Genomic DNA, 24218 nt, shown 5'->3' with positions numbered 1-24218 from the left:
CGGGCCCGCTCAGTCCGCGGAGGCGGTCGGCGGAGGCACCGCGAGCGGCACGCCGGTGAGGCGTTCCGACACGTCCCAGAGGGCGCGGATCGCCGCGGCCCGCCCGGGCCGGATGACGGGCAATCGCACCGCCTTGCCGACGTTCACCCAACGCGGCCCGTAGAACTCGCCGCCGCGGGCGTCGGGGTCGGTCGCCGCGCGGATCTGGGGGAGTGCCCCGCGCGCCGGTTCCATGCCCGTGTTCGCCGCCGCCCAGGCGAAGAACGGGCCGGCGCTGCCGGCGCCGCCCTCGCGCACCGTACGGGTCTGCAGGTCGCTGTGCGAGAGGCCCGGGTGTGCGATGAAGCTCTGCGCGGGCACGCCGGCGGCCGCGAAGCGCTCCTGCAGGCCGAGGCCGAAGTGGTAGTTCGCGAGCTTCGCGTCGCCGTAGACGCGCCAGGCGTCGTAGCGGTCGCCGCGGCGGAACGGCTCGTCGGGGTCGAGCGGCTTGCCGACGTGGTGCGCGGTCGACGTCACCGTCACCACGCGGGCCGCGGGCGCGGCGAGCAGCGCCGGCAGCAGCAGCGCCGTGAGTGTCCAGTGCCCGAGGTGGTCGACGCCCACCTGCATCTCGAATCCGTCCTCCGTCTCGCGCTCGGGCATCGCCATGAGGCCCGCATTGTTCACGAGCACGTCGATGCGGTCGTGCGCGGCGAGGATCTGCTCGGCCGCGGCCCGCACGGATGCCTGCGACGCGAGGTCGAGCGCGACGCGCTCCACCGAGGCATCCGGCGCATCGTCGAGGATCTCGGCGACCGCCGCATCCGCCTTCTCGAGATCGCGCACCGCCATGACGAGGTGCGCGCCCTTCGCCGCGAACGCCTTCGCCGTCTCGAGGCCGAGCCCGCCGTTCGCGCCGGTGATCACGGTGGTGAGGCCGGTCAGGTCGGGGATCGACTCGCGGGTGTACGCCATCGGGTGCCTCTCGCTCAGGGGTGCTTCCAGCTTCGCCCATGCGCGGCCCGGCCGCATCCGCTCGCCCTCGATAGTCTGGGCGAATGACGGATGCCGCAGCCGACGCCGACCACCTCGGAGTCGCGGTCGCGCAGTTCGCGCCCGGCGACGACCGTGAGGCGAATCTCGCCGAGATCGTGCGCCTGGCGTCGCTCGCGGCCGGCCGCGGGGCGAAGCTCGTCGTCTTCCCCGAGTACTCGAGCTACTTCACGCCGCAGCAGGGGCAGGACTGGGTGGATGCGGCCGAGCCGCCGGACGGCCCGTTCGTCACCGCCCTCGCGGCCCTCGCCGACGAACTCGACGTGCACCTGGTCGCCGGGTTCCTCGAGCGGGCCGACGCGGCGCACGCGCACAACACCGTGGTCGCCGTGGCGCCCGGCACGGGCGTCGTCGCCGCGTACCGCAAGCTGCACCTGTACGACGCGTTCGGCCAGCGGGAGTCGGACTGGATCGCCCCGGGCGAGGTCGGCGATCCGGAGGTGTTCGAGCTCGGGGGCATCCGCTTCGGCCTGCAGACCTGCTACGACGCGCGCTTCCCCGAGGTGACCCGCCGCATCATCGACGCCGGCGCCGACGTCGTGTGCATGCCCGCCGAGTGGGTGCGCGGGCCGCTCAAGGAGCACCACTGGCGCACGCTCACGACCGCGCGGGCGCTCGAGAACACCGCGTACGTGCTCGCGGCCGACCACGCGCCGCCGATCGGGGCCGGCAACAGCATGGTCGTCGACCCGATGGGCGTCGAGATCGCGACGATCGGCGAGGCGACCGACGTGGCCGTCGCATGGATCTCGGCCGAGCGCATCGCGGCGGTGCGACGCCTGAACCCGGCGCTGGAGCTGCGGCGGTTCTCGGTCGTGCCGCGCTGAGCCTGCGGGTTCAGTAGGCGCCGAGTCGGGCGAGGCGAGCGGATGCCTCCTCCAGCACGTCCACCCGCTTGCAGAACGCGAACCGCACCAGGCTGCGAGTCGACTCGCGGCGATCCGGGTGCACGAAGGCCGTGAGCGGCACGGCGACGACGCCTGCGAGCTCGGGCAGACGCCGGCAGAGCGATTCGCCGTCGGGGTGGCCGACTGTGGCGGCGTCGGCGACGACGAAGTAGCCCGCGGCGGGCACCGACAGCTCGAATCCCGCGTGGCGCAGCCCGGTGACGAGCAGGTCGCGCTTGGACTGCAGCGTGTCGGCGAGCAGCGCGAACCGGTCGTCGGGCAAGCCGAGCCCGGCGGCGATCGCGGGCTGGAACGGCGCGCCGTTGACGTAGGTGAGGAACTGCTTGACCGCGAGCACTCGCTCGATGAGGCGCGCCGGCCCGGTCGCCCAGCCGATCTTCCAGCCGGTCGTGCTGAACGTCTTGCCGCCCGAGGAGATCGACACGGTCCGGTCGAACGCGCCGGCGAGGGATGCGACGGGCACGTGCCCGGTGTCGAAGGTGAGGTGCTCGTACACCTCGTCGGTCACGATGATCGCGTCGTGGCGGGCGGCGAGCTCGACGACGAGCTCGAGGGTCGTGCGGTCGAACACCGCGCCCGTGGGATTGTGCGGCGAGTTGACGATGATCACGCGCGTGCGGTCGGTCACGGCGGCGCGCAGCTCGTCGGGGTCGGGCCGGAAGTCGGGGAAGCGCAGCGGGACCGTGCGATGAATGCCGCCCGCGCGCGCGACGAGCGCACCGTACGCGTCGTAGAAGGGCTCGAACGTGACCACCTCGTCGCCCGTGTCGACGAGCGCGAGCAGCGTCGCGGCGAGCGCCTCCGTCGCGCCGGCGGTCACGAGCACCTCGCGATCGGCGTCGAGGTCGATGCCGTACCAATGCCGCTGGTGCGCGGCGATCGCCTCGCGCAGCACCGGCATGCCGATGCCCGGCGGGTACTGGTTCACGCCGTCGGCGATCGCCTGGCGCGCGGCCTCGAGCACCTCGGCCGGGCCGTCCTCGTCGGGGAACCCCTGCCCCAGGTTGATCGCCCCGGTGCGCGCCGCGAGCGCGCTCATCTCGGCGAAGATCGTGGCCGCGACCGAGCCGTCGTCTGCCAGCAGCCCCGCGCCCGCCGCGGTGCGCTGCCACGGCTCCAGCCGCCCCGCCGCCGTGAAATCGCTCACGCCTTCACGCTACACACCCGCCCCGCGCTGCTTGCCACTCGCCCGCCCGACCGAGAACGCAGAACGCGGAAACCCCGCGCCCATTTCAGCATTCTGCGTACTCCGTCGTCGCGCCCGCTCCCACCGTGTACGCGAACTGCGGAAAACCCGCCGTGGTTTCCGCGTTCTGCGTACTCCGTCCGCGCCCGGGCCGCCGCAGGTGCGCACATTGTGGCGCATCGCGCGCTCCACCACCGCTTGCGCACCAGCAGGGGCGCGGATGCCCGTGGGCGCGCGTGACCGGACCGGTCGGGCGTGGGGCTGTGGAAACGCCGATTCGTCGCGCTCCGGATGTCCTACGGTGTGCTGCATGCCCGCGCCGCGCACCCGCCTCCTCGCGGTGCTCGCCGTCGCCGCCGCGACCGCCCTCGCGGGCTGCGCCCCCGCCGACGCGACCCCTCCGACGCCGACCCCCACCGTTGAGCCGGTCTTCGCGTCCGACGAGGAAGCCCTCGCCGCAGCCATCGCCGCCTACGAGGCGTACGCGGAGATGTCGCAGATCATTGGCGAGGACGGTGGCGATGACCCGGAGCGGATCCGGCCGTTCGTTGGGGCGGCACTCGCGGAGATCGCGATCGAAGAGTTTGAGCAGCTCCAGGCAAACTCACTTCGGCTCGTGGGCGCGGTGCAGGTGGAGGGCGGGACTCTCGCCGAGTGGGGTCAGGCGAAGGACGTGTTCGTCACGGCATACCTTTGCACCGACGTGAGCGCGACGCGCGTGGTCAACGAGTCTGAGGTCGACGTAACTCCGTCAGACCGCGCTGACCACTTGACGTTGGTGGTTGATTTCACCGGCACAGACGACGAACGTCAACTGATTGTCGAGTCGAGCGACCTATGGTCTGGTCCGAGTACCTGTTAGCGGCCGCCCTCGTGCTCGCGGCCGCTGGTGGCGGGCACGAAGGCGAAGGCTGCTCCGTCACCGCCAGTGTTGCCGGACTGTGCGGTGTCACCTCCGGTGGTGCGGTGTCTGGCGATGCAGTGAACGTTTGGGCTCAGCTAGCCATTGGTCAGGATGACGACGCTGAAGCCTCCTACGAGGGCGGTCTCGGCGCGCCCACCGACCCCGACTACGACCCCGAGCCGGGGCGGCCGTGGGGATCATCACGCAGGGCCTGAACGTCGTGCCGCCGCCGTGCTGGCCGGAGCCGGAATGCCCGCCGGGCGTCGAGACCCCGGGCTACGTCGTCACGCTCGCGGACATCGCGTCGTTCCGGCCCGACGAGCCGACGAACGGCATGGAGCCCGATGGCTGGGCCATCGTCGGGTTGCCGGCGAACTTCGTGGCGGGGGCATCCGCTCACCCGGTCGCGGGCACGCTGCTCGGCCTGCCCGCGGACGTGCGCTTCACCCCGGTCGGCTACCGCTGGCAGCACAGCGACGGCGCCAGCATCACCGACGCCAACGGCGGGGCAACCTGGGCGACGCTCGGCCAGCCCGAGTTCAGCGCCACGCCCACCTCGCACGTCTACGCGACGCGCGGCACGCACACGGTCGTGCTGGTCACGACGTACACCGCCGAATACCGGTTCGCGGGCACCGGGTGGGTGCCGATCGCCGGTACGCTCGACATCGGATCGGCACCGCTCGACGTGCTGGTCGGCGCCGCCGACACGGTGCTGGTGGGGGCCGACTGCGTCGCCGATCCGCGCGGTCCGGGCTGCTGAGCCGTTCCCGAGCCGAACCTGAGCGCAGTCTCCGCTGAGGGATAGACGGTTCACAGACTCCGCCGACGGAACGCACAGCTTGCGCGTTCAGTCTGGTCTCGCTTGGAAGGAGCAGACATGACCGACACGAACGGCACGGCCCCCGAGGATCCGCGGGCCGAGGACCAGACCTCCGAGAACACCCCGGTGACGGATGCCGCGGGCGACACGCCCCGCGAGACCGCACCGCCCGCCCCGGCAGCGCCCGCCGCGCCCGCCGCGCCCGCCGCCGAGTCCGAGCCCGCCGCCGAGTCCGAGCCCGCCGCGCCGGAGCAGCCCGCCACCCCGGCAGCGCCCGCCGCCGCAGAGCAGCCCGCGCAGCCCGCCGCCCCCGCCGCCGACGCGGCGCCCGCCCAGCCCACGACCCCGCAGCCGGCCACGCCGAACGCGACCGTCTACTCGCCCGGCCAGGCGCCCCGCCCGTACGGGGAGCAGCCCGCGACCGGCGCCTCCCAGCCCGCGCCCGGCGCGGTCCCGCCGGCCTTCGGCGGCACGAGCGCCCCGAACGCCGCGAACGGCACCCACGGCGCCGGCCCCGGCGACACGACCACCAACCCGACCGCGGTGCTCACCGACGCCCCGGCCACCCAGCAGCCGAAGGAGCGCTCGGGCCGGGGCACGCTCGGCATCGCCGCAGCGGCGCTCGTCGTCGGCGCGCTGATCGGCGGGGCATCCGGTGCCGGCATCGCCGCGCTGGTGTCGGCGAACCAGACCACGAGCATCCCGGCCGCCGATGCCGAGGGTGCGCAGAGCATCGTCGTGAACGACGCGTCCGATGTGAACCAGATCACTGCCGTCGCGGCGACCGCGTCGCCGAGCGTCGTCACCATCTCGGTGAGCGGCGGCTCGTCGGCCGGCACGGGCTCGGGCGTGATCCTGAGCGAGGACGGCTACATCCTCACCAATACCCACGTGGTCACGCTCGACGGCGCCATCGGCGACCCGACGATCGAGGTGAAGACCGACGACGGCCGCCTCTCCACGGCGACGCTCATCGGCACCGACCCGCTCTCCGACCTCGCGGTCATCAAGCTCGACGACGCGAGCGACCTCACCCCGATCGAGTTCGCCGACTCCGACCAGCTGAACGTCGGCGACGTGGCGATCGCCATCGGCGCGCCGCTCGGCCTGTCGGGCACGGTCACCAACGGCATCGTCTCGGCGCTGAACCGCAGCATCGACGTGGCCTCGTCGGCCGCCCCCGAGACGCCCGACGACGGCACCGAGTCCGACGAGGGCGACAGCGGCAGCACCGACAGCCCGTTCGACTTCTGGAACTTCGAGGACCAGGAGCCGGGCCAGGGCCAGGCGTCGTCGTCGGCGACCATCTCGCTGCCGGTCATCCAGACGGATGCCGCGATCAACCCGGGCAACTCGGGCGGCGCGCTGCTGAACAGCGACGGCGAGCTCATCGGCATCAACGTGGCGATCCTGAGCACGGGCTCGAGCTCGTCGGAGGCGGGCAACATCGGCGTCGGCTTCGCGGTGCCGTCGAACCTCGCGCAGCGCATCGCGAACGAGATCATCGAGGACGGCTCGGCGAGCCACGGCCTGCTCGGCGCGACGGTCAGCGCGGCATCCGCCGCCGACGGCGCCGAGACGGTCGGCGCGCTGATCCAGGAGGTGACGCCGGGCGGCGGTGCCGACCAGGCGGGCCTGCAGTCGGGCGACATCGTCACCAACTTCAACGGGGTGCCGATCACCGACCAGACCGACCTCACCGCGCAGGTGCGCGCCCTCCCGGGCGGCGCCCAGGCCGACCTGACCTACGTGCGCGACGGGCAGGCCACGACGGTCACGGTCACCCTCAGCGAGCTGCCGACCGAGTAGCGCGCACTCCTTCCAGCAAGGGCCGTCGGATGCCGCGGGCAGGCGCATCCGGCGGCCCTTCGCCGTGCCCGGAGACGCCCGCCGCGCGGGCCCGCCGGCGCACCGGTTCCCCGGGTGCCTGCTGGTAGCATCGATCGACCCGAGCACGAGTGAGGACGATGGCCGACGACCACCCCGACGCGACGGTGTCGTCGCTCTCCGGCGTCTCCTACGTCATGCCGGTCCTCAACGACGTGGCGCACGTGCGCGCCGCCGTGGAGTCGATCCTCGCGCAGGACTACGACGGCCCGTTCGACGTGACCATCGCGGTCGGCCCGTCGATCGACGGCACGAACGAGCTCGTCGCCGACCTCGCCCGGCGCGACGCACGCGTGCGGGTCATCGACAACGAGGTGGGCTCGACGCCCGCGGGCCTGAACCTCGCCATCGAGGCATCCGAGTTCCCCGTGGTGGTGCGCGTCGACGCGCACTCCGCGCTCCCGGCCGACTACGCGCGCGTCGCGGTCGACACGCTGGCGCGGACGGGCGCCGACAACGTCGGCGGCATCATGGACGCGCAGGGGGAGACCCCGTTCGAGCGCGCCGTCGCGCTCGCGTACGGCACGAAGGTCGGCCTGGGCGGCACCCCGCACCATGTCGGCGGGCCCGAGGGCGCGGCCGACACGGTCTACCTCGGCGTGTTCCGCCGCGAGGCGATCGAGGCGGTCGGCCTGTTCGACGAGGACATCAAGCGCGGCCAGGACTGGGAGCTCAACAAGCGACTCCGCGAGGCCGGCGGCACCGTCTGGTTCACCCCCGAGCTGAAGGTCACCTACCGCCCGCGCGGGTCGGTCGGACGGCTCGCCCGGCAGATGCTCTCGACGGGCCTCTGGCGCGGGGAGCTCGCGCGCCGGTTCCCGTCGGCCAACGGCATCCGCTACTTCGCACCGCCCGTGCTGGTGCTGGGCCTCGTGCTGGGCACGATCCTCGGCATCGCGGGGCTCGTGCAGGCCGCCCTCGGGGCGACGCCGTGGCTGCTGGTCGGCTTCCTCGCGCCCGCGGCGTACGCGTTGCTCGTCGTGGTCGCGACGCTGGCCTACGGGCGCGGCGACGGTCCGGCGACCGCGATGCGGTTCCTCGTCGTGCTGCCGGTCATCCACGTGAGCTGGGGCATCGGGTTCGTGCTCGGCTTCGGCGCACTCACGCGCAACATCTCCGCACACACGGGAAGGTGACGGATGCCTGACGCCATCCACGACCGCGGGCGACCGTCGAGCATCGCCGAGCTCCGCGCGGTGACGCAGCCGCCCGAGGTGCGCAGCCGCCGCAACGCCGAGCACTGGACGGCGTCGCTGTACCTGCGCGACCTCTCGCCGTACGTGACGTGGGTGCTGCTGCGCACGTCGATCTCGGCGAACGGCGTGACCGGCCTCATGATCCTCATCGGCTGGTCGACCGCGGCGGCGCTGCTCATCCCCGGCATCTGGGGGCCGCTGCTCGCGGTCGTGCTCGGCCAGCTGCAGATGCTCGTCGACTGCTGCGACGGAGAGGTGGCGCGCTGGCGCGGCACGTCGAGCCCCGCGGGCGTGTTCCTCGACAAGGTCGGGCACTACTCGACCGAGGCGCTCATCCCGCTCGCGCTCGGCATCCGCGCGGCCGCGTACCCGCTCGAGTTCCCGGCCGACTTCCTCTGGACCACGCTCGCCGCGCTGCTCGCGCTCGTCATCGTGCTGAACAAGGCGCTGAACGACATGGTGCATGTGGCCCGCGCCAACGCGGGCCTCCCGAAGCTCGCCGATGCCGAGGGGGAGTCCGCCCCGCGCGGCGGGCTGCTCCGCACGCTGCGACGCGCGGCCCGGTTCGTGCCGTTCCACCGGCTGTACCACTCGGTCGAGCTGACCCTCATCATCTTCGCCGCGGCCGTCGTGGGCCTCTTCGTAGGGGAGCCGCTCGTCGATCGCGTCGTGCTGATCGCGCTCGTGCCGCTGTCGCTGCTCGCGCTCGTGGGCCACTTCGTCGCGATCCTCGCGTCGCGCCGGGTGCGCGCGTGACCGACGCCCCGCGCGTCGGGGCCGTGGTGCTCACGATGGGCACCCGGCCGGACGACCTGGCCCGAGGCATCCGGAGCCTGCTCGACCAGCAGGGCGTCGAGGTCGACGTCGTCTGCGTGGGCAACGGGTGGGACCCGGCCACGGCCGAGCCCGCGCTGCCCGCGGGCGTGCGCACGCTGCACCTGCCGGAGAACCTCGGCATCCCGGCCGGCCGCAACCGCGGCGTGCCCGAGGTCGCGGGGGAGTACGTCTTCTTCCTCGACGACGACGCGTTCCTGCCGAGCCCGACGTTCCTCGCCGACGCGATCGCGCTCGTGCGACGCGACCCGGGCATCGGGCTCGTGCAGCCGCGCGTGGTCGACCCGGCGGGCGTCGCCTCGCCGAGGCGCTGGACCCCGCGCATCCGCAAGGGCGACCCCGCCCGCCCGAGCAACGTGTTCTCGTGCTGGGAGGGTGCGGTGCTGCTGCCGCGCGACGTCTACGACGCCACCGGCGGCTGGGCCGACCCGTTCTTCTACGCGCACGAGGGCATCGAACTCGCGTGGCGGGTGTGGGACACCGGGCACCGCGCCTGGTACGCGGGCGACCTCGCGGCGGGGCATCCGGTCATCGAACCCACCCGGCACAGCTACTACTACCGCCTCAACGCCCGCAACCGCGTCTGGCTTGCGCGCCGCAACCTGCCCGCGGTGCTCGTGCCCGTCTACGTGGGGTCGTGGACGGCGATCCAGGTGCTGCGCTGGGCGCGCAACCCGACGGCGCTGCGCGCGTGGTTCGGCGGCTGGCGCGAGGGGTGGCGCGCCGACCCCGGCGAGCGGCGCCCGATGCGCTGGTCGACGGTGTGGCGGATGACGCTGGCCGGGCGCCCGCCCGTCGTCTAACGATCCGCTACCGACGTCGGGCGCGGGGCCCGCTCTCGGCTGGCCGTGACCTGCCGCCGGATACCCTTGCCCGGTGAGGATCGGACGTGACGTGCGGCTCGCCGCGAAGGTGGCGCGCGAGCTGTGGACCGCTCGCCGCGGGCAGACGGCGGTGCGCAAGAAGCTCGTCGAGACCCCGCCGCTCGAATCGCAGAAGTACGTGATCGGCGTCTACTTCGCCGACGGCGAGGTCAACCTCTACCAGCTGCGCCAGTGGTACAAGCCGCTCGCCGAGCTCGCGAAGACCTGGCCGGTCGTGATCCTGAGCCGCAACGCCACGGCCGCGACCCGCCTGCTCGAGGAGTCGCCCGTGCCGGTCGCGTACGTGCGCACGGTCGTCGACCTCGAGAAGCTCATCCACGACCAGCCGATGCGCGTCGTGTTCTACGTGAACCAGAACACGCGCAACTTCCAGATGATGCGCTACGGGCGCCGCTGGCACGTGTTCATCAACCACGGCGAGTCCGACAAGATGTACATGACCACGAACCAGTTCAAGGCGTACGACTACGCGCTCATCGCGGGCGACGCGGCACGTGCCCGCCTCGACAAGGTGCTCTGGGACTACGACTTCGACCGGCGCGCGATCCCGATCGGCCGGCCGCAGGCCGACCACTACTCGGGCGAGCTGCCGTACACGCCCGACGACCGCGAGGTCGTGCTGTACGCCCCGACCTGGGAGGGCGACCGGGCCGCCGCGGCGTACGGGTCGATCGCGTCGCACGGCGTGGAGCTCGTGCGCGCCCTGCTCGCGACGGGCCGCCACCGCGTGATCTACCGCCCGCACCCGCGCTCGGGCGTGGTCGACCACGCCTACGGCGCCGCGAATACCGAGATCGTGCGCATGCTCGCGGAGGCGAACCAGGCGGATGCCTCGGCGCAGCACGTGCACGACACGGGCGCCGAGCTCGGCTGGCAGCTCTCCGCCGCCGACATGGCGATCGTCGACATCTCGGCGATGGTCTACGACCGGCTCGCCGCGGGCAAGCCGCTCATGGTGACCCGCCCGGCGAACCCCGACGCCGAGGTCGACACGGGCGGCTACCTGGCCGCGTGCGAGTGGCTCACGGTGGCGGACGCCCCGAACGTGGTGGAGCGCATCGACCAGGTGGAGCACGACGACGACTCGCTCGCGCGGCTCGCGTACTGGGTCGAGCGCTACTTCGGCGACACCACCCCCGGGGCGACGACCGCGCGCTTCCACGCAGCGGTGCAGCATCTCATGGACGAGTGGGAGCGGTTCGCGAAGATCCACGCCGCCGATCCCGAGATCGACGAGCACGACTCCGAGGCCGCGGAACTCGGCACCGAGCTCTAGGGTTCCTCGTCGGATGCTGCGGGGGCGGATGCCTCCTCGCCGACGGTCGCACGGCGGCGCCGGCCCGGCACGATGCGCCCCGCGGAGCGCGCCGCGCGCAGGACGCCGTCTCCCGCGGCGGTTCCGATGCGGCGCAGGCGCCCGCCCGAGGCATCCGTCACCTGCGCCTCGCGCACCGTCGGCTCGATGACCGACGGCACCTGCATCGGCGGCGGGCCGAACGCCAGCCGCGACTGCTGCAGCACCCGGCGGCCGAGCACGTGGTTGCCGGCGCCGCCGATCACCGCGCCGATGCCGAACGGAATCGCCTTGCCGATGAAGCTCGCACCGCCGCGCGCGGCGAACTGCTTGATGAACGTGTGGCGCAGGCGGTCGACCACGGTCGACATGACGGCCTTCGGCAGGTTGTTCGTGATGAGCTCGCCCCAGTAGGCGTTGCGGTCGACCCCGGTGCCGGTCGCCTGCCCGGCGAACTGGCGGATCAGGTCGCTGCCCTCGCGGCCGAGCATGAGCGTCATCACGAGCGCACGCGCCCGGTCGGGGTTGTCGACCGCGATGCCGTGCACCTCGGCGACCGACTGCGCGAACAGTGCGGTCGCCTCGAGGAACCCGGCCGTCTCGACGCCCGACAGCGCGAGCGTGACGGGCGTGGAGATCGCGGGGATGACCGCGGTCGCGCCGACGGCCGCGCCGCCCGTGGTGATCGCGGCGAGGTAGCGACGCTCGAGGATGCGCACGAGCTGCTCGCTGGTCGCGTGCGGCGAACGGCGTCGGATGCCCCGCAGGTGCGCGAGCACGACCGGGCGCTGCACCGCCAGCACGCGGTCGATGGTGCGCAGCAGCATGGGCGACGGCTCGTCGGCGGGGTCGCGCGGCGGCGTCTCGTCGTGCGGCGCACCCGAGTCGGCCGGGCGGAACTCGGCCTGGTGGGTGGGCTCGTGGGGCTGCGGATGCGGCAGGTGCGGCGCATCCGACCCCATCGTGGTGATCCTGTACACGGGCTCGGCCATCGGCGCCATCCTACGTCGGCCCCATGGTGGGGCCGAGGGGGTTGCGCCGGGCGGGTCGTGTCGTCGCTACCGCTTCGCCGAGTCGGCGTTGTAGCGCTCGAGCACCTCGTCGATCGGCCCGTCCACGACCAGCGCGCCCTTGTCGAGGTAGAGGCCGCGTGCGCAGAAGCGGCGCAGGTCGCGCTCGTTGTGCGAGACGAAGAAGAGGGTGCGGCCGCCCGCGAGCAACTCCTCGATGCGTCGGTAGCACTTCTCGCGGAACGCCTTGTCGCCGACCGCGAGCACCTCGTCGACGAGGATCACCGGCTCCTCGAGCTGCGAGATGACCGCGAACGCGACGCGCACCTTCATGCCGCTCGACAGGTGCTTGTACGGGGTGTCGAGGAAGTCGCCGATCTCGGCGAAGTCGACGATGCCGTCGAACCGCGCGTCGATCTGGTCGCGCCGCATGCCGTGCAGGCCGGCCGTGAGCATGATGTTGTCGCGCACCGTGAGGTCGTCGACGAACCCGCCCGTGATCTCGATGAGCGGCGCGACGCCGCCCTCCACGGTCACGGAGCCCTCGTCGGGCAGCATGACGCCCGCGACGAGCTTCAGCAGCGTCGACTTGCCCTGGCCGTTGCGGCCGACCACGCCGATCGCCTCGCCCGGCCGCACGTCGACCGTGACGTTGCGCAGCGCCCAGAACTCGTCGGGGCGCGAGCGGCGGGAGCGGCCGGCCAGCAGGTCCTTGAACGAGCGGCGACCGCGGCGATTGCGACGGAAGCGGATGCCGACATCGTCGACGCGGATGGCGCCGCCGTGGCCGGCGGGTGCGCGGAGCGTGGCATCCGTCATCAGATCTCCTTCAGCACGGCGCGCTCGGTGCGGCGGAACATCCAGACGCCGATGGCGAGGAACCCGAGCGACATGGCCGCCGAGACGCCCACCGCGAACCAGTCGAGCTCGCCGGGGAAGAACCCGGCGCGGTAGAGGCCGAAGATGCCGGTGAGCGGATTGAACGCCGCCCACGGCTGCAGCGACTCCGGCAGGTTGGACGTGCCGTACACGATGGGCGATGCGTAGAAGAGGAAGCGCAGCACGAGCTTCACCGCACGCTCGAAGTCGCGGAAGAACACCACGAGGGGCGCCACGATGAGGCCGAGGCCGACCACGAGCACCGCCTGGATCGCGATCGCGAGCGGGAACAGGAGCAGCTCCCAGTGCACCTCGGCGCGGAACACGATCGCGAACGCCGCGAGCACCGGGATCGCGAGCAGGAACTCGATGCCCTTCGACAGCGCGATGCGGGTCACCCAGACCGTGCGCGGCAGCTTCGTTGAGCGCACGAGCTTCGCGTCCTTCAGGAACGCCCGCGTCGAGTCGGACACCGACCCCGTGAACCACATCCACGGCAGCAGCGCCGCGAGCAGGAACACGATGTACGGCTCCGTGCCGACCAGGCGCTGGAACACCACCGTGAAGACGAACCAGTAGATCGCCGCCATCACGAGCGGATCGAGGATCGACCACAGGTAGCCGAGCGCCGACGTGGAGTAGCGCACCTTGAGGTCGCGCGTCGTCAGCAGCCACAGCGCGTGCCGGTACCGCGACCAGGGGCTCCGCGCATACGGGTGCGCGTCGGCGTAGCTGGTCACGCTCTCATCGTAGAGGCCGCCGGGGCCCGCACCGCGCAGGCGCGATCCCCGGCGATGCGCCGATCGCGGCGAGGCGGCGATAGGTTGGGAGCATCGAGAACGGTGGAGGCCAACCGGTGGATCGGGTCAGTACGCGCGTCATCCTGAGCTGTGCGGCGATCGGCGTGGGCGGCGGCCTGTTCGCCGCGGGCGCCGGCTACCTCGCCGGCCTCATCGCGGTCATCGCACCCGTGCTCTACGGCGTCACGATCGGCACGCACTTCCTGCCGAGCGCGGTCGGGCTCGCGCTGCTGCGCCGCCCCGGCACGGCCGTGCTCACCGGGTTGATCGCCGGCCTCGTGGCATCCGCCTTCGCCCCGCAGTGGCTGCTGCGCTACCTCGGCACCGGGCTGCTCGTGGGCGTGCTGCTCGAACTGCCGTTCCTCGTCACGCGCTACCGGAAGTGGTCGGCGTGGCTGTACTACCTCGCCGCGGGCGCGTCGGGCGTCGTGCTGGGCGTGGCCGTGTTCGTCGCGCTGGGCGCCGAGTACTACGCGCCCGCCGTCTGGGCGATCGCGCTGCCGCTGTACGTACTGAGCCCCATCGTCTTCACCTGGCTCGGGCGGGTCATCGCCGCCGCGCTCGAACGCGCGGGCGTCGCGCGGTCGTCGCGCCAGCGCACCGGCTGAGCCCCGCACCGTCTGAGCCCTGCGGAACGACGAAGCGCCGGCGACCAGAGGGGCGCCGGCGCTCCGGGAGCGGCGATCACACGAAGTGGTTCGCGCGCTCCAGGTCTTCCGCGAAGTCGATCTCGACCGCGTACAGGTCGGAGATGTCGAGCGGCTCGACGAGCATGCCGTCCTGCGCGATCGCGAGCTCGAGGCCGCGCTCGAAGTAGTCCTGGTCGTCGACCTGCTGCAGGCGGCGCACCAGCGCGGCCTTGTCGTGCGCGGCGACGTAGTTGATGCCGACCGCCTCGCCGAGGCCGCCGACGACCTGCTTCGAGAGCTGCTCGATGTAGCCCTCGGCGCCGGTCGTGTACTTGACCTCCTCGTCGGAGACCTTCGAGGTGTTGACGGTCACGAACGACTGCTCGCGGGCGATGAGCGCGACGGCGCGGTCGAGCACGCGCGGGTCGTAGACGACGTCGCCGTTCATCCAGAGCACGCCGCCCGACTGCGAGGCGCGGAGCGCCCGGAGCAGGCTCTTCGACGTGTTGGTCTGGTCGTACTCCTCGTTGTAGACGAACGAGGCCTCGGGGAACGACTCGATGATGTGCTCGAGCTTGTAGCCGACGACGATGGTCACGCCCGCGGCGTTGCCGAACGCGTGGTGGATGTTGTCGAACTGCTGCTGCATGATGGTGCGGCCGTCGCTCAACGGGGTCAGCGGCTTGGGAAGGCTCCGACCGAGTCGACTGCCCATGCCCGCCGCGAGGATCACGATCTGGGTGCTCACTGCATCTCCTTGCTGTGGTGGCGGATGCAGCGGGGGAGACGATCGACGATCCTGCTCAGCCTCGTGTCGAGTCGTTTCCCTGCCGTTCATCCGGAAGTTCACATCTGGACACACCGTTATGCCGGGGGTCAGACTACCGGAACCGCCTGAGCGGCCGCCATCGTCCGACGCACCGTAGTCAGATTGTGACACGTCTCGTGTACCGTGGCCCGGAAGCGCCGCGATCGAGCATTCGGGGGAACGCATGGAAGACGCGCGCGAGCCGGGGTGGCTTGCTAGGTTGGGACGGTGACACCCGTGCCGCCGTTCCGGGATGACGGAGAACGAACCGATGGGCCCGACGAGGGCGCATCGGGCACCGGCGCGGGCCGAAACGGCTCCAAGCGCACGTCCTCGTCGCGCTCGGCCTCGGGTCGTGCCGCGAGTGCACGCGGCGCCGCGGCGCGCCGGACCGCCGCCGACCAGTCCCGCGCGAAGTCGCAGGCCGTCGCCGACGCGAAGTCGTCGCGCACCGGAACGACGACCGCGGTCGTCGAACGGCGGCGCCAGGCCAAGGTCGCCGCGTCCACCGTCGTGGGCGGGTCGCGCACCGAGCCCGACCCCATGGGCGGAGCGGCAGCGGTCGAGGAGGACCCGATCGAGGAGGCTCCGGTGACGGATGCCGCCCGGGGCACGCTTCCCCCGACGAGGCCATCCTGCTGGTCGGCGAGGAGGAGGAAGAGGTCGACCTCGAGGCCGAGTCCGCGTCCGACGAGCTCGACTCGGACGTCGACGCCGACGCGGAGGACGACACCGACGTGGCGGACGCCGCTGACATCGAAGACGACGTCGAGACCGACGACGACACGGAGGTCGACGACGACCCCGAGGCGTCGATCGACACCGGCGAGACGGGTGTCGTCGCCCCCGCCGCGGACGAGCTCGAGTCGGAGTTCGCCGCGGACTTCGCGATCGAGCCGGAGCCGGAGCCGGAGCCCGTGCCCGTGCGCCGGCCCAAGGGCCAGCGCCCGCCGCGCCGGTTCGCGCGCCGCACCAGCATCCGCCCCGCGCGTCCCGCGCCGGGCGAGGACGCACCCGTCGTGCTCTCCCTGGCCGGCCTCGGCAAGCGCTACGGCTCGACGGTCGCCGTGGCGGACGTGAGCCTCGAGGTGCGCGCCGGTTCGTTCTACGGCATCGTCGGCCCGAACGGCGCCGGCAAGACCACGACGCTCTCGATGATCTCGGGGCTGCTCCGGCCCGACTCCGGCGCGGTGACCGTGCACGGCATCGACGTCTGGAAGGACCCGCGTCGAGCCAAGCAGGCGCTCGGCGTGCTGCCCGACCGGCTGCGCGTGTTCGACCGCCTCACCGGCAGCCAGCTGCTCTACTACGCGGGCATCCTGCGCGGCATGAACGCGAAGACCGTGCGCTCGCGTTCGGCCGACCTGGCTGCGGCGTTCGGCATCGAGGAGGCGCTCGACCGGCTCGTCGCCGACTACAGCGCCGGCATGACGAAGAAGATCGCCCTCGCGGCATCCATGATCCACTCGCCGCGCGTGCTCGTGCTCGACGAGCCGTTCGAGTCGGTCGACCCGGTGTCGACCGCGAACATCAGCGACATCCTGCAGCGGTTCGCCGACCGCGGCGGCACGGTGATCATCTCGAGCCACGGCATGGACCTCATCGAGCGCGCGTGCGACAGCGTCGCCGTGATCGTCGGCGGCAAGGTGCTCGCCGAGGGCACGATGGACGAGGTGCGCGACGGTCGTACGCTGGAGGACCGGTTCGTCGACCTCGCGGGTGGGCGCAAGGCCGCGGAGGGGCTCGAGTGGTTGCACAGCTCGTCCTACTGAAGCTGCAGCTGCTGGCGAACATGTTCCGCCGCTCGGCCTGGCAGGTCGTCGGCATCACGCTGGGCATCGTCTACGGGGTCGGCGTCTCGCTGCTCATCACCGTGATCCTCGCCGGGCTGCGGTTCGCGCCCGACACCGGGCTCATCCGCGACGTGCTCGTCGTCGCCGGCTCGGTCGTGGTCGCGGGCTTCATCGTCGTCCCGCTCATCCTGGGCGTCGACGACAGCATGGACCCGCGCCGCTTCGCGCTGCTCGGCATGCCCGACCGCACCCTGGCCACCGGTCTCGCAGTCGCCGCGATGGTCGGCATTCCCACGGTCGTGCTCGGCATCGGGCTGGTCGGCACCGTCATCACCTGGAGCCGCGGATTCTGGGTCACCCTGCTCGCACTGCTCGCCGCCGCGATCGCGTTCGGCACCTGCGTCCTCCTCGCCCGCGTGTCGACCTCCATCGGCGCGTTCGCGCTGTCGACGCGTCGATCGCGCGAGGCGCTCGGCGTGATCGGCATCGTCCTCGCCGTGCTGTCTGCCCCCGCGCTGCTCTCGCTGCTCACGGTCGACTGGGCGCGCTCGGGCCTGCGGGTGCTCGAGCAGCTCGCCGCGGTGCTCGCCTGGACGCCGCTCGGCGCCGTCTGGGCGATCCCCGGCGACGCCGCCTCCGGACAGGTCTGGACGGCGCTGCTGAAGCTGCTGCTCGCGGCCGCGACGGTCGTGGCGCTGTGGTTCGCCTGGCAGTGGATCGTCGCCCGCATGCTCGTGACGCCGGGCCGCGAGGCATCCGCCCGCTCGTACCGTGGACTCGGCTGGTTCGACGTGCTGCTCGGCACCCCGACGTCCGCCGTCACGGCCCGCACGCTGACGTACATCTTCCGCGACGCGCGCTACTGGGCGTCGTACCTGATCCTGCCGATCGCGCCCGTGCTGGTGGTCGTGCCGCTCGGCATCGCGGGCGTCGACCCGAGCCTGCTCGCGCTCATCCCGGTGCCGATGGTCGCGCTGTTCCTCGCCTGGACGGTGCACAACGACGTCGCCATGGACTCGACGGCGGTGTGGATGCACGTCGTCTCCGGCATCCGCGGCACCGCCGACCGGGTCGGCCGGCTCCTACCGGTGTTCATCGTCGGGGTGGTGGTCATCGCCGTGGGCTCGCCGATCAGCGCCATGTTCTTCGGCGACATGGCGGTGCTCCCCGCGATCGTGGGGGTGAGCGGATGCCTCCTCGGCAGCGCCCTCGGCATCGGCAGTATCGTCTCGGCGCGCTTCCCGTACCCTGCCGTGAAGCCGGGCGACAGCCCGTTCCAGGCGCCGCAGTCGTCGTCGAGCATCGCGGCGTTCGTGCAGTCGATCACGATGGTCGTGTCGATCGTGTTCGCGCTGCCGGCCGTGTGGTTCACCTGGCGCGGCATGTCGGGCATCGACCGCTGGTACGACTCGGCGCTCTGGTCGGGTCTCGGCATCGGCATCGCCGTGCTCGTCGGGGGCGTGCTGATCGGCGGTGCGGTGTTCACGCGTCGTGGTCCGGAGATCCTCGCGGCGGCGCAGCGGGCGTAGAATCTCGGGCATGGTCCCCGACGTCCGCGCCAGCATCGCCGATCCCGACAGCTCCGGCGGCAGCACGTCCGTGCTCGACCGCGAGCTCGAGAAGCTCCTCGAGGAGGAGGCGATCGAGCCGGGCGACCACGAGCGCTTCTCGCACTACGTCAAGAAGGACAAGATCCTCGAGTCGGCCATCACCGGCAAGCCGGTCAAGGCGCTCTGCGGCAAGAAGTGGACGCCCGGACGCGACCCGGAGAAGTTCCCGGTGTGCCCGACCTGCAAGGAGATCTACGAGAAGATGAAGTCCGAGTAGGGACTTCTCCTCGAGGGCCGCCGCGTCAGCGGTAGGTCGTGGGGATCGCGGGATCGCCCGCGCCCAGCCGGAACGCCTCGATCGGCAGTTCCTGCATCGCCGCCGCCCGGTGCTCGCGCGCGAGCCGCGTGCCCGCGGGGCCGAGCCAGCGCCCGTCGGGCACGCCGGCCCGCATGAGCGGCACGACCAGGTCGCGCTCGGAGGCGGTTCCGCCTGCAGCGCTCGTGTCGCCGGGGGCATCCGTGCCGACCGCCGCGTCGACGACCACGATCTCCTCGCGCGCCGTGCGCGCCCCGTCGAGTCGGCGCACCGCGTGCTTGCGCCCGCCCACGCTGGCCTTGTGCGCGCTCGACTTCGCCACGTCGACCCACGTGCCGTCGTCGCCGCGGCGGGCGACGAGCTTGTAGACCATGCCGGCGGCCGGATGCCCCGAGCCGGTCGCCACCCGGGTGCCGACGCCGAACGCGTCGACCGGCGACCCCGAGAGCGCGGCGATGAGGTATTCGTCGAGGTCGCTCGTCACGGTGATCTTCGTGCGCACGGCGCCGAGCTCGTCGAGCTGGCGGCGCACGTCGGCGACCACGGTGGGCAGGTCGCCCGAGTCGATGCGTACCGCGCCGAGCTCGGTGCCCGCGACCTCGATGGCCGTCGCGACGCCGCGCTCGATGTCGTACGTGTCGATGAGCAGCGTGGTGTCGGGGCCCATCGCCTCGACCTGCGCGCGGAACGCGTCGGCCTCGCTGTCGTGCAGCAGCGTGAACGAGTGCGCGGCGGTGCCCATCGTCGGCACCTGCCACGTGCGGCCCGCCTCGAGGTTGCTCGTGGCGTCGAAGCCGGCGATGTACGCGGCACGCGCCGCGGCGACGGCCGAGCGCTCGTTGGTGCGGCGCGAGCCCATCTCGGCGAGCGGTCGGCCGATCGCGACCGACGACATGCGTGCCGCCGCGCTCGCGACGGCCGAGTCGTAGTTCAGCACGCTGAGGATGAGCGTCTCGAGCACGACCGCCTCGGCGAACGAGCCCTGCACGGTCACGAGCGGCGAGCCGGGGAAGTAGGCCTCGCCCTCGCGGTAGCCCCAGATGTCACCCGAGAAGCGGTAGTCGGCGAGCCAGTCGAGGGTGGCGGGTCGCACGACCTCGTTGGCGCGCAGCCACTCGAGTTCGGGGTCGTCGAAGCGGAACTCGGTGATGAGCTCGAGCATGCGCCCGGTGCCGGCGAGCACGCCGTAGCGGCGGCCGTCGGGCAGCCGGCGGGCGAACGCCTCGAAGACGCTCTCGCGTTCGGCCGTGCCCGACTGCAGGGCGGCGTCGACCATCGTGAGCTCGTAGCGGTCGGTGAGGAGCGCGGCGGATCCGGTCACGAGTGCGAGCCTAGCGTCGCGCGCGGCCGCGGCCTACGCGCTCGCGGGTGCCTCGGCGGGGCCCGCGCCGCGGGCCGGGCGGCCGACCGCGACCACGTTGCCGACGGTGATGAGCGCGAGCCCGCCGAGCTGCCAGGGGCTCAGCGCCTGCCCGAGCACGACGAAACCCGCGAGCGCCGCAGCGGCGGGCTGCACGCTCTGCAGCACGCCGAACACCTGGCGCGGCAGCACGCGCAGCACGTTGAGGTCGATCGAGTAGGGCAGTGCCGATGAGAGGATGCCCGCGGCCAGCCCGATCAGCAGCACGTGGCCGAGCTCGCGCGGGTCGAGGCCGACGAGCGAGAACACGAGCAGGGGAGCGGTGAGCACGGCCGCGACGAGGCTCGCGATGGCGGTGCCCTGTACGCCCGGGAGGCGTGCGCCCACGCGCTGGTTGAGCACGATGTAGGCCGCCCAGGCGCCCGCCGCGAGGAGCCCGAGCGCCACGCCGGCGAGGTCGATGCCCGGCACGGTGCCGGTGAGCAGCACGACGCCGACACCGGCGAGGAGCGCCGCGCCGAGGTCGATGCGGCGGCGCGAGCCGATGAGCGCGAGCGTGAGCGGGCCGAGGAACTCGAGCGTGACCGCGAGGCCGAGCCCGAGGCGCTCGACCGCGCCGTAGAGGGCCCAGTTCATGACCACGAGTGCGAGGCCGAGCAGCACGGCGGGCCGGATGGCGCGCAGCGAGAGTGCGCGCGGGTTCGGCCGGGCGATCGCGAGCAGCGCGGTGGCGGCGACGGCCTGCCGCAGCGCGACCACGCCGGCCGGCCCGACCAGCGGGAAGACGGTCGCCCCGAGGGCGGCGCCCACCTGCACCGAGCACGCTCCGCCGACGGATGCGGCGGCCGCGACACGTTCCTGCTTCATGCCGCTCACGCTAGGTCGCATTATCTCGATGTGGAAATGCAATCAGCGCTCATTGATACGCTGATCGCATGGACGTGGAACTGCGGCACCTGCGCGCGCTCATCGCAGTCGACGAGGAGCGGTCGTTCACGGATGCCGCGGGCGAGCTCGGCGTCTCGCAGGCGGCGGTCTCGCGCCAGGTCGCGGCGCTCGAGCACGAGCTCGGCGTGCCGCTGCTGCACCGCACCACCCGGCGCGTCGAGCCCACGGTCGCGGGCGAGGCGTTCCTCGTAGTGGCGCGCCGAGTGGTCGGCGAGCTCGACCGCGCCGTCGCAGGGCTCCGCGGCGAGGCCGCGACGATCCGCGTCGGCTACGCGTGGGCCGCGCTCGGGGCGCACACCACGGGCGTGCTGCGCTCGTGGAACCGCGCCCACGCCGACGCGCGGCTGCGCCTCGTGCGCGTGCACCGCGCCGACCTCGCGCTCGCGGAGGGGCGCATCGACCTCGCGGTCGTGCGCGGACCGCTCGAGCGCAGCGACCTGCGCTCCGAGGTCGTGGGCACCGAACGGCGGGTCGTCGCGCTGCCGGTCGACCACGCGCTCGCGTTCCGGCCATCCGTTCGCCTCGCCGACCTCACGAGCGAGACGCTCGGCATCGACCCGCACAACGGCACCACCCGCCCCTCGCTGTGGACCGACGCCGGCCTGCCGGCGCCCGCCACCGTCGAGACCGACGACGTCGAGTCGTGGCTCGACCTCATCGCCGCCGCCGAGGTGATCGGCGTGACCGCGGAGGCGACCGCCGCGCACTACCCGCGCCCCGGCGTCGCGTTCGTGCCGATCGCCGACGCGCCGCGCGTCGACGTGCGGCTCGCGTGGCTGCGCGCGCATCCGCATGACGCCGCCGGGCGGCTCGCGCGCGCCGTGCGCGCCGCCTACGACGGCGACGCCTGACCGCGCTCCGTCGGTTTCGTGCGGAGGCCGGCTGCGAGGCATCCGCTCGGGCTGTTCTAGGCTTGGAGACCGTGACGGACGCGCCGATCGGGATCTTCGACTCAGGGGTCGGCGGGCTCACCGTGGCCCGCGCGGTCAAGGACCAGCTCCCGAACGAGTCGATCCTCTACATCGGCGACCTCGAGCACTCGCCCTACGGGCCGAAGCGCATCGCCGACGTGCGCGAGTACGCGCTCGCCGTGCTCGACGACCTCGTCGCGCAGGGCGTCAAGATGCTCGTCATCGCGTGCAACACCGCCTCCGCCGCCATGCTGCGCGACGCGCGCGAGCGCTACGAGGTGCCCGTCGTCGAGGTGATCCAGCCCGCCGTGCGGCGTGCCGTCGCCGCCACCCGCTCGGGTCGCGTCGGCGTCATCGGCACCGCGGGCACCGTCAACTCGCGCGCGTACGAGGACGCGTTCGCCGCCGCGCCGCACCTCCAGCTGCAGACGCGCGCCTGCCCCCGGTTCGTCGAGTTCGTCGAGGCGGGCGTGACGACCGGGCCCGAGCTGCTCGCGGTCGCCGAGGAGTACCTGGCGCCGCTGCGCGAGGCATCCGTCGACACCCTCGTGCTGGGCTGCACGCACTACCCGTTCCTCAAGGGCGCGATCCAGTACGTCATGGGCGACCAGGTCACCCTCGTCTCGAGCGACGTCGAGACGGCGAACGACGTGTACCGCGTGCTCGTGTCGACCGGGCTCGAGCGCACCGCGAGCGCGTCGCCCAGCTACCGCTACGAGGCCACGGGCCGCAGCGAGGAGGAGTTCCTCGGGCTCGCGCACCGGCTCATGGGCCCCGAGATCCAGCACGTCGACCTGGTGCACACCGGCACCATCCCGATCCAGCGCTGACCCCGCGCATCCGCTCCATCGAAGGGAACACCATGACCGACCAGCCCGACCTGCTGAGGGCCGACGGCCGCACGCCCGGAGACCTCCGCGACGTGACCATCGAGCGCGGCTGGAGCGAGCACGCCGAGGGCTCGGCGCTCATCTCGTTCGGCCGCACCAAGGTGCTCTGCACCGCCTCGTTCACCAACGGCGTGCCGCGCTGGCTCACCGGGAAGGGCAAGGGGTGGGTGACCGCCGAGTACGCGATGCTGCCGCGCTCGACGAACTCGCGCAATGACCGCGAGGCCGTCAAGGGCAAGATCGGCGGGCGCACGCACGAGATCTCGCGCCTGATCGGCCGGAGCCTGCGCTCGGTCGTCGACATGAAGGCGCTCGGCGAGAACACGGTCGTGCTCGACTGCGACGTGCTGCAGGCCGACGGCGGCACCCGCACCGCGGCCATCACAGGCGCCTACGTGGCCCTCGCCGACGCGCTCGAGTGGGGCCGCGAGCACCAGTTCATCGGCAAGAAGGCCGTGCCGCTCACCGACTCGGTCTCCGCGATCTCGGTCGGCATCATCGACGGCACGCCCATGCTCGACCTCGCCTACGTCGAGGACGTGCGCGCCGAGACCGACATGAACGTGGTCGCCACGGGCGCCGGGAAGTTCGTCGAGGTGCAGGGCACCGCCGAGGGCGCGCCGTTCGACCGCGCCGAGCTCGACGAGCTGCTCGACCTGGCGCTCGCCGGCACGCGCGAGCTCACCGAGATCCAGCGCGCGGTGCTGGCCGCGGCGCAGGCCTGACCCGGGGGCGCCCGATGGAGATCGTGCTCGCGACCCACAACGCGCACAAGGTCGAGGAGTTCCAGCGCATCATCGGCGAGCGGATGCCCGGGGTCACCGTGCTGCCGTACGACGGACCGGAGCCCGTGGAGGACGGCACCAGCTTCGCCGAGAACGCGTTCATCAAGGCGCGCACGGCCGCCGCGCACACCGGGCGCATCGCGCTCGCCGACGACTCGGGCATCGCGGTCGACGTGATGGGCGGGTCGCCCGGCATCTTCTCGGCGCGCTGGGCGGGGCCCGACGCGGGCGCGCTCGCGAACCTCGACCTGCTGCTCGCGCAGTTGGCCGACCTGACGGACCCGGCGAAGCGGCGAGCGTCGTTCCACTGCACGATCGCGCTGGTCGTGCCGGCGTCGGCGGGGAGGCCGAGGAGTTCGCCGCGGTCGGCATCTGGCCGGGGCGGCTCGCGACCGAGGCATCCGGTGCCCACGGCTTCGGCTACGACCCCATCTTCGTGCCCGACGGCCACGACGTGACCGCCGCCGAGCTGACGCCGGCGCAGAAGAACGCCGAGAGCCACCGGGCGCGCGCCTTCGCGGCGCTGCTGCCCGAGCTGGAGCGCGTGGCTTCGGCAGGCTAGCCGCCCGCCGCCGCTCGCCTGCACGACCT

At 72.6% G+C, this 24218-nt stretch carries 23 protein-coding genes and 1 pseudogene; 16 read left to right on the top strand and 8 right to left on the bottom strand.

Going from position 1 to position 24218, the window contains the following annotated elements:
* Window positions 1-9 precede the first annotated feature (9 nt).
* Complete coding sequence (locus tag QUE38_RS01580) at window positions 10-954, bottom strand: oxidoreductase (protein WP_286309829.1); 945 nt, start codon at window positions 952-954, stop codon at window positions 10-12.
* An 83-nt stretch (window positions 955-1037) separates the two neighbouring features.
* Here QUE38_RS01580 and QUE38_RS01575 point away from each other — a divergent pair, with 83 nt between their 5' ends.
* Window positions 1038-1859 (top strand): carbon-nitrogen hydrolase family protein, encoded by an 822-nt coding sequence (locus QUE38_RS01575; protein ID WP_286309828.1) that lies wholly within the window; start codon window positions 1038-1040, stop codon window positions 1857-1859.
* Window positions 1860-1869: 10 nt separating this feature from the next.
* On the opposite strand, the gene QUE38_RS01570 is transcribed toward QUE38_RS01575, so the two are convergent.
* On the bottom strand, window positions 1870-3087 hold the full coding sequence (locus QUE38_RS01570; protein ID WP_286309827.1) for an aminotransferase class I/II-fold pyridoxal phosphate-dependent enzyme: 1218 nt from the start codon (window positions 3085-3087) through the stop codon (window positions 1870-1872).
* A 349-nt stretch (window positions 3088-3436) separates the two neighbouring features.
* On the opposite strand from QUE38_RS01570, the gene QUE38_RS01565 reads away from it, so the two are divergent.
* From QUE38_RS01565 to QUE38_RS01535, 7 genes are all read left to right on the top strand, one after another.
* Entirely contained in the window at window positions 3437-3988 is a 552-nt protein-coding gene (locus tag QUE38_RS01565; RefSeq protein ID WP_286309826.1) for a hypothetical protein, read from the top strand.
* A gap of 232 nt (window positions 3989-4220) precedes the next feature.
* Complete coding sequence (locus tag QUE38_RS01560; RefSeq protein WP_286309825.1) at window positions 4221-4793, top strand: hypothetical protein; 573 nt, start codon at window positions 4221-4223, stop codon at window positions 4791-4793.
* Between the two features lie 117 nt (window positions 4794-4910).
* Window positions 4911-6662 (top strand): S1C family serine protease, encoded by a 1752-nt coding sequence (locus tag QUE38_RS01555; protein ID WP_286309823.1) that lies wholly within the window; start codon window positions 4911-4913, stop codon window positions 6660-6662.
* A gap of 158 nt (window positions 6663-6820) precedes the next feature.
* Complete coding sequence (locus QUE38_RS01550; RefSeq protein ID WP_286309822.1) at window positions 6821-7876, top strand: glycosyltransferase family 2 protein; 1056 nt, start codon at window positions 6821-6823, stop codon at window positions 7874-7876.
* 3 nt (window positions 7877-7879) lie between these two features.
* Window positions 7880-8692, top strand: coding sequence for a CDP-alcohol phosphatidyltransferase family protein (locus QUE38_RS01545; protein ID WP_286309820.1), 813 nt, complete (start codon window positions 7880-7882; stop codon window positions 8690-8692).
* A gap of 35 nt (window positions 8693-8727) precedes the next feature.
* Window positions 8728-9573: a glycosyltransferase family 2 protein gene (locus tag QUE38_RS01540; RefSeq protein ID WP_433996963.1), complete on the top strand. Its 846-nt coding sequence runs from the start codon at window positions 8728-8730 to the stop codon at window positions 9571-9573.
* Window positions 9574-9646: 73 nt separating this feature from the next.
* Window positions 9647-10930, top strand: coding sequence for a CDP-glycerol glycerophosphotransferase family protein (locus QUE38_RS01535; protein WP_286309818.1), 1284 nt, complete (start codon window positions 9647-9649; stop codon window positions 10928-10930).
* Here the strand turns inward: QUE38_RS01535 and QUE38_RS01530 are convergent.
* The 3 genes from QUE38_RS01530 to QUE38_RS01520 all read right to left on the bottom strand — a co-directional run bounded on the left by QUE38_RS01530 (window position 10927) and on the right by QUE38_RS01520 (window position 13577).
* On the bottom strand, window positions 10927-11940 hold the full coding sequence (locus QUE38_RS01530; protein ID WP_286309817.1) for a hypothetical protein: 1014 nt from the start codon (window positions 11938-11940) through the stop codon (window positions 10927-10929). The two genes, QUE38_RS01535 and QUE38_RS01530, sit on opposite strands and share 4 nt — an antisense overlap.
* Window positions 11941-12006: 66 nt before the next feature.
* Window positions 12007-12777 (bottom strand): ABC transporter ATP-binding protein, encoded by a 771-nt coding sequence (locus QUE38_RS01525; protein WP_286309815.1) that lies wholly within the window; start codon window positions 12775-12777, stop codon window positions 12007-12009.
* Window positions 12777-13577 carry an ABC transporter permease gene (locus tag QUE38_RS01520; protein ID WP_286309814.1) on the bottom strand — a complete coding sequence of 267 codons (801 nt, stop codon included), beginning with the start codon at window positions 13575-13577 and terminating at the stop codon, window positions 12777-12779. Before QUE38_RS01520 ends, QUE38_RS01525 begins: the two co-directional genes overlap by 1 nt.
* A 116-nt stretch (window positions 13578-13693) precedes the next feature.
* Between QUE38_RS01520 and QUE38_RS01515 the strand changes: the two genes are divergently transcribed.
* Complete coding sequence (locus tag QUE38_RS01515; protein ID WP_286309813.1) at window positions 13694-14245, top strand: ECF transporter S component; 552 nt, start codon at window positions 13694-13696, stop codon at window positions 14243-14245.
* 76 nt (window positions 14246-14321) lie between these two features.
* Here QUE38_RS01515 and QUE38_RS01510 read toward each other — a convergent pair whose 3' ends face one another.
* Entirely contained in the window at window positions 14322-15014 is a 693-nt protein-coding gene (locus tag QUE38_RS01510; protein ID WP_286309812.1) for a phosphocholine cytidylyltransferase family protein, read from the bottom strand.
* A gap of 797 nt (window positions 15015-15811) precedes the next feature.
* Here QUE38_RS01510 and QUE38_RS01505 point away from each other — a divergent pair.
* The 3 genes from QUE38_RS01505 to QUE38_RS01495 are packed head-to-tail and all read left to right on the top strand — an operon-like array spanning window position 15812 to window position 18694.
* Window positions 15812-16846, top strand: a complete 1035-nt coding sequence (locus QUE38_RS01505) for an ABC transporter ATP-binding protein (RefSeq protein ID WP_433996930.1) — start codon at window positions 15812-15814, stop codon at window positions 16844-16846.
* Complete coding sequence (locus tag QUE38_RS01500) at window positions 16822-18396, top strand: hypothetical protein (protein WP_286309811.1); 1575 nt, start codon at window positions 16822-16824, stop codon at window positions 18394-18396. Before QUE38_RS01505 ends, QUE38_RS01500 begins: the two co-directional genes overlap by 25 nt.
* A gap of 10 nt (window positions 18397-18406) precedes the next feature.
* Window positions 18407-18694, top strand: a complete 288-nt coding sequence (locus QUE38_RS01495; protein ID WP_286309810.1) for a DUF3039 domain-containing protein — start codon at window positions 18407-18409, stop codon at window positions 18692-18694.
* Window positions 18695-18719: 25 nt separating this feature from the next.
* Here the strand turns inward: QUE38_RS01495 and QUE38_RS01490 are convergent, their stop codons facing one another.
* Entirely contained in the window at window positions 18720-20054 is a 1335-nt protein-coding gene (locus QUE38_RS01490) for a nicotinate phosphoribosyltransferase (RefSeq protein ID WP_286309809.1), read from the bottom strand.
* Between the two features lie 33 nt (window positions 20055-20087).
* The gene (locus tag QUE38_RS01485) at window positions 20088-20960 is read right to left on the bottom strand and encodes an EamA family transporter (protein ID WP_286309808.1); all 873 of its coding nucleotides are present in this window, start codon (window positions 20958-20960) and stop codon (window positions 20088-20090) included.
* Between the two features lie 68 nt (window positions 20961-21028).
* Between QUE38_RS01485 and QUE38_RS01480 the strand changes: the two genes are divergently transcribed.
* The 4 genes and pseudogenes from QUE38_RS01480 (at window position 21029) to rdgB (ending at window position 24189) form a co-directional block, all read left to right on the top strand.
* On the top strand, window positions 21029-21892 hold the full coding sequence (locus tag QUE38_RS01480; RefSeq protein WP_286309807.1) for a LysR family transcriptional regulator: 864 nt from the start codon (window positions 21029-21031) through the stop codon (window positions 21890-21892).
* A 71-nt stretch (window positions 21893-21963) separates the two neighbouring features.
* Window positions 21964-22782, top strand: coding sequence for a glutamate racemase (murI, locus tag QUE38_RS01475; RefSeq protein ID WP_286309806.1), 819 nt, complete (start codon window positions 21964-21966; stop codon window positions 22780-22782).
* A 32-nt stretch (window positions 22783-22814) separates the two neighbouring features.
* The gene (gene rph / locus QUE38_RS01470; protein ID WP_286309804.1) at window positions 22815-23567 is read left to right on the top strand and encodes a ribonuclease PH; all 753 of its coding nucleotides are present in this window, start codon (window positions 22815-22817) and stop codon (window positions 23565-23567) included.
* A 14-nt stretch (window positions 23568-23581) separates the two neighbouring features.
* A pseudogene (gene rdgB, locus QUE38_RS01465) lies at window positions 23582-24189 on the top strand (RdgB/HAM1 family non-canonical purine NTP pyrophosphatase).
* Window positions 24190-24218: the final 29 nt, after the last annotated feature.

This window comes from Agromyces mangrovi (genome assembly GCF_030296695.1).
GTDB classification, from domain to species: domain Bacteria; phylum Actinomycetota; class Actinomycetes; order Actinomycetales; family Microbacteriaceae; genus Agromyces; species Agromyces mangrovi.
The sequence above is the reverse complement of the archived record's forward strand: the minus strand, read 5'-3'. Positions and strand labels throughout refer to the sequence as shown.